Source organism: Nodularia sp. LEGE 04288 (assembly GCF_963896525.1).
Taxonomy (GTDB): Bacteria; Cyanobacteriota; Cyanobacteriia; order Cyanobacteriales; family Nostocaceae; genus Nodularia.
This window is the reverse complement of record NZ_CAWQOY010000057.1, coordinates 1-5,102: the sequence shown is the minus strand read 5'-3', so window position 1 is coordinate 5,102 and position 5,102 is coordinate 1. Positions and strand designations below refer to the sequence as shown.

Sequence of the window (5,102 nt, the reverse complement as noted above, 5' to 3'; positions counted from 1 at the left end):
CCCCAAACCCTACACCCCGCCCCAACGGGGCTTGGTCAAGAGAGAAATGGTTGGCTAAAAGTTCCTCAACATTTTTGACAGCATGGTTATTAGTGCTAGTAACCAAAGTTAAATTACTTTCATCTTCACCCGTTCGTGCTAATGCCACAGCACGACGTACCACTTGCTGCGCTATCTTATGTAACAACAAAGTAGTCTTGCCATTCCCCGGTGGGCCAATCACAGCAGTAATGGGATTTGACTGGGAATGTTTCAAAGCAAGTGCTTGATAATCATCCGGCGGCGAGTGAGTCAAAGCACCTAAAAATAGGATGTCATGCTCAGGTGCAAGTGGTTCTCCAAACAAGTATTCATAAGCCGGATGTCCGGGTTTTGCCCAATTCCAGTTTCGCTGGTCGCTAATTTTCAGAAAATCTTTTTTAAGATTGTAATTGAAAGGAAAGTAGTCAAAGTCCAATAGATAGGGCAGAAGTTTCGACCGCACAGGAAAGGCTGGTAATTCAATCAGTCCCATAAAATCCTGTAGCGTCTTAAAAGGACGATTAAAAGTAGTTTCCAGAAACACCTTCAACCCTTCCCTAGTAACTAACTCCTCAGCCCCTTCTTCCTCCAACCCATACCACTGCATCAAATTGGGAATAACAGGCTGAAACTCGTAATCAGTTAAATCCCATCCCCCAGCACGATAATTGCCTGCAAAGATAGGAGAAATATCGATGGTAAACAACGGGCGAAATTGACGGCGATTCGTTTCAATCTCATAAATCTGCGGGAAAGCTACAGCAATTGATGGTAATTTTGGTTGAACTTTTTTCTTTGAGCTTTTAAACGGTTCCTTGAGTTCCTTGAATAAAGACTCATCAAGCAATAATTTATCACCGATTAGATTTACCCCAGACTCCCAGATATTGGGTTGCTCCGAATCGGCAGATTCTACTTTGGCATTACTCAAATTTTCGACTTTAATAAAATCTAACCAAGCATTGAGTAATTCTCGAATCTGTAACCTTTCTGCCATCTCCGTTTCTCCCCCCTGATAACACAGCAACTCGTGCTAAATTACTCATCACCCAGTAACGCTTCCAGTTTGTTTAAAAGGTTTACTAGCTGTTTTTGCTTGCGAGGTTCTTTCCAAAGCTGACGCTTCTTAATGCGCTGGGTGATATTTTTGAGTTGTTCCGGTATTTGGTTGGATGCTTTAGATGAGTCGGGTGATTCAGCCGAAGTGCTGGCTGGGATTTGTTCCTTGATTTGGCTTAAAGACCAGTCCTTAGCTATCGCCTCCGATAAAAGTTGTTTTCGCAGTTCATCATCTTTTACTCGTGCCAGGGCTTGGGCTTTGGTATATTCCAACTGACCAGAGCGCAGTGCCATTAAAATCTCAGATGGCAGATTGAGCAAAGGTAAACGCTTTGTGGTGAACGATAGCCAATTCATCATTCCCAGGCTTTCAAACACCTCTTTTACCGTGGGAAATTGTTCATTATCTAAGTTAGGAGAAACGTTTCTCCTAGATTTTTTCGATTCATCTGACTTAGGAGAAATGCTGCTCTTAGATTCCATTGACTCATCTGAGTTCAAAGAAAAGTTTTCTTCAGCTTCTGCCTCATGATCTCCTTTAGGAGAAACGTTTCTCCTAGATTTTTTTGACACATCCGAGTTCAAAGAAAAGTTTTCCCCAGATTCCGCCTCATGATCTGAGTTAGGAGAAAAGTTTCTCCTAGATTCATTTAATGAGTCTTTTGAGTCCTGTCCCCCTTTGTTCTGGGCGTTCTTCATCCGATACAGCAGGGATTTGACAGATTCCGCATCACACCCAAGTCGGATAGCCAACAGGTACAAAATCCCTTCAGTCTCCTCAACAGGATTCAAGTCTTCTCGTTGCAGGTTTTCAATCAAAGCCAACTGAAACGCTTGGTCATCAGTTAGCTCACGCACAACCACAGGCACATTTTCTAGTCCCACCTCTGTAGCTGCCCGATAGCGTCGTTCTCCTGCCACCAATTCGTATTGACCTTCCGCCACAGGACGCACCAACAGAGGTTGGAGAATGCCATGCTGTTTAACTGACGAGACTAATTCTTTTAATGCTTGTGGATCAAAGTATCGCCGGGGTTGCTGCTCAGGCAGACGAATATCTTTAAGCTTGATAGTAGTTTCAGTAGCACCTGCTGTATTTCCCGACTGTGAGTCTAACCAAGGTGCTGGGGGTGGGGTGGTAATTTGACCCCCAAAGGGTTTTTCAGTTTGCTTGCGTCTAATCACAAAGCCTCCAAAGCAAAAGCAATTTCTTTAAGGATAGCGACTATAGAATGTTTAGGGTCAAACACTGCTAGAGGCGCACGTTCTTCTGTAGCATCGACAAAAGCCGTAGCTCTGGGAATGGGGGGAAATATCCGACCCCAAGCTAACAGTTGTGTTTGGATAGCTGCTAATGCGCGTTTATCGGCTGAATTCTGTTGAGCATACCGCGTAGGAATAAACCCAGCTATTTGAATTTTGCGGTTGGCTTTATTTTTAACGTGGGTAATAGTTTGTAACAGTTCATCGGTTCCCTCGAAAGCTTTGAGATGGGTTTCAATGGGGACGAGGACGTGTGTAGCCGCAACTAAGGAAATGTAAGAAAGTAATCCTAAACTGGGGGGACAATCTATAAGGATGAAATCGTATTCATCTAGAACAGGTTCAATAGCTTCCTTGAGGCGCAAGTCACGCATAGCTGCACTGACTAACTGCATTTCGGCTCCACTCAGGACTCGGTTAGCTGGAACCAAGTCCATACCGTGAATGCCTTCATGAATTGGTAAGGGCTGCTCATCGATAATGGCATCAGCAATGGTTTTTTGTAACTGAGATGGCACTACCCCCATGAATTTGGTTAAGCTGGCTTGGGGGTCGATGTCGATGAGGAGGACGCGGTGTTCTCGTTGTGCGAGGTGGTATCCCAAGTTTTGGGTCAGTGTCGATTTGGCGACACCACCCGCCTGATTAAACAGGGCAATAATGCGGCATGGAGAGTCAGATGTTGACACTGGCTTTGGTTCCTAGAAGATACGTTGACGTTGGGTCAATCGGCTCGGTTTTTGTTTCCAGTTTATTGAAGTGTATCAGATCAAGACAAGCCTTACCTACGATAAGAATTTCAGTAGTAGACTTTATAGAACTTGTTGATAAAGTTTATAGCCTGGGAATTGGCAGTAGGAACACGAATCAACAGGCTATGCTTAATCCAGATGCAAAATATTTATTGTAAAAGCCCTAATGAAGCCCGCTCCTGAATTTCCTGTCATTTTTGTGACTGAAGCACACTATGAGCTTTCCAGTAAAGAGATGATGGGGAGCAAGTATAAGTTTTGGTTTCAGCATGAAGAACTTGGTCGTTGCCTGTATAAGCAAGTCAAGCAAAATTTAGGAGAAGATTGGGCAGAGAAAGTAGCGTCAGAGTTGTCTGAGCTTCTAGGATTACCTCATGCTAATTATCATTTAGCACAAACTTGGTCAGATAATCGAGGCGTAGTTTCACCCTACTTTTTGCCACCAGGAGGAACACTTGTTCATGGCAACGAAATTTTGACTCCAATTGTGCCAGACTACCCCACATTTGCAACCTACGGCAATAAACAACATACAATTGATATTGTGCTGAGAGTTATTGAAGCAGATTGCATGAGTCTCCCTATGGCTTGGACAGCACCGAGCGGTATCCAAAAAGCTGTGGAAGTGTTTGTTGGCTATCTTATGTTAGATGCGTGGATTGGCAACGGAGATCGACACCATGAAAACTGGGGTTTTGTCCGAAATAAGGCGACATCTACCACAGCAGAAACGGTACACTTAGCACCAACCTATGACCACGCCTCATGTTTGGGACGTGATCTCTCTGATGAACAGAGACAAAAACGCTCAATAGAGGCATACGCAAATAAATGTTATTCTGCTTTCTATGGCAGTGTTGAAGACAAAAAGCCCCTTAAGACTTTTGATGTATTTCACCGAGTTGCCCATCGTTATCCCCAAGCTGCCCATGTATGGCTGGAGCGTCTTGAAAGCATCTCAAGAACGAATACGCTCTTAATTTTTAGTCGAATTAATAAAGAACGCATTTCAACCATTACCGTTGAGTTTGCACAGAAGATTCTTGAATTCAACCAAAACAGGCTGCTTAAATTAAGGGAATCACTAAAGTGAAGACACCTCAAACACTATTTTTAGCTTGGCAAGACCCTAACAGTCGCTTCTGGTTTCCCATTGGTCGGTTGACCTTTGATGGTACTGAGTACAAGTTTGTCTACACCCAAGGCGTGAAAGAGGCACAACAGAAGTGCTATTTTGAACCTTTATCTTCCTTCCCTCACTTAAATCAAGTATATACATCAACCCAATTATTCCCGGTCTTTTCTAATCGGTTGTTACCTCGTTCACGCCCTGATTACGCAAGTTTCCTGCAATGGCTGAATATTCCAGAGCATGAAGATTCACCACTGGCAATCTTAGCCCGTAGTGGTGGACAACGGGAAACAGATAGTCTCACTGTCTTTCCGTGTCCAGAGCCAGATGAAGAAGGGCGATATCAGCTGCACTTTTTCGCCCATGCACTGCGACACTTGCCTAAATGTGCAGTTGAACGGATTAATCACTTCGAGGTTGGAGAGAAGTTGTGGTTAGCTCACGAATTTCAAAACTCCTACGATTCCCAGGCGTTAACTCTCAACACGGAAGATCACTTTATTGTAGGGTATTGCCCACGTTATTTAAGAAGCGAAGTTTTTGAACTGCTCAGACGAGATCCCAATTCAGTAGACCTGCGTGTAGAGCGTGTAAATCTACCACCTACACCACTCCAGTTTCGGTTGCTGTGTAATATAACCGCGCAGTGTAAAGATGACTTTCGCCCCTTTTCTGGTGAAGAGTATCAGCCGCTCATCAAGGAAGATGTTGCTACAGCATCCCTGCTTTCTCCTTCTTAAAGCATATCTGTTGCGGCTCGCAAACATAAACGCTCCGGCTTGCAAACAAAACAATTTGTGGCTCACATTAATTGCAAATAAGATTGCACTTCGGCTCAAATTAATTGCAAACAGACTCAAAATAATTGCAACCAG

General features: G+C 43.8%; 5 protein-coding genes. 2 read left to right on the top strand and 3 right to left on the bottom strand.

From position 1 onward, the window contains the following. The 3 genes from AACX33_RS04705 to AACX33_RS04695 all read right to left on the bottom strand — a co-directional run. Window positions 1-1,018, bottom strand: a 1,018-nt coding sequence (locus AACX33_RS04705; protein ID WP_227789441.1) for an AAA domain-containing protein, incomplete at its 3' end; no start/stop codon positions are given. Between the two features lie 41 nt (window positions 1,019-1,059). Next, a complete protein-coding gene (locus AACX33_RS04700) occupies window positions 1,060-2,265 on the bottom strand; it encodes a ParB/RepB/Spo0J family partition protein (protein WP_445253290.1) in 1,206 nt (401 codons plus the stop codon). Next, window positions 2,262-3,032, bottom strand: coding sequence for a ParA family protein (locus tag AACX33_RS04695; RefSeq protein WP_227789440.1), 771 nt, complete (start codon window positions 3,030-3,032; stop codon window positions 2,262-2,264). Before AACX33_RS04695 ends, AACX33_RS04700 begins: the two co-directional genes overlap by 4 nt. 229 nt (window positions 3,033-3,261) lie before the next feature. Between AACX33_RS04695 and AACX33_RS04690 the strand changes: the two genes are divergently transcribed. Both AACX33_RS04690 and AACX33_RS04685 read left to right on the top strand, forming a co-directional pair. Continuing rightward, window positions 3,262-4,188 carry a HipA-like protein gene (locus AACX33_RS04690; protein WP_227789439.1) on the top strand — a complete coding sequence of 309 codons (927 nt, stop codon included), beginning with the start codon at window positions 3,262-3,264 and terminating at the stop codon, window positions 4,186-4,188. Further along, window positions 4,185-4,967 carry an HIRAN domain-containing protein gene (locus AACX33_RS04685; protein ID WP_227789438.1) on the top strand — a complete coding sequence of 261 codons (783 nt, stop codon included), beginning with the start codon at window positions 4,185-4,187 and terminating at the stop codon, window positions 4,965-4,967. The genes AACX33_RS04690 and AACX33_RS04685 overlap by 4 nt, the downstream gene beginning before the upstream one ends. Window positions 4,968-5,102: the final 135 nt, after the last annotated feature.

Bases quoted from the DNA above. Each gene is read 5' to 3' on its own strand.
- AACX33_RS04690 (WP_227789439.1), top strand. From the start codon at position 3,262: ATGAAGCCCGCTCCTGAATTTCCTGTCATTTTTGTGACTGAAGCACAC.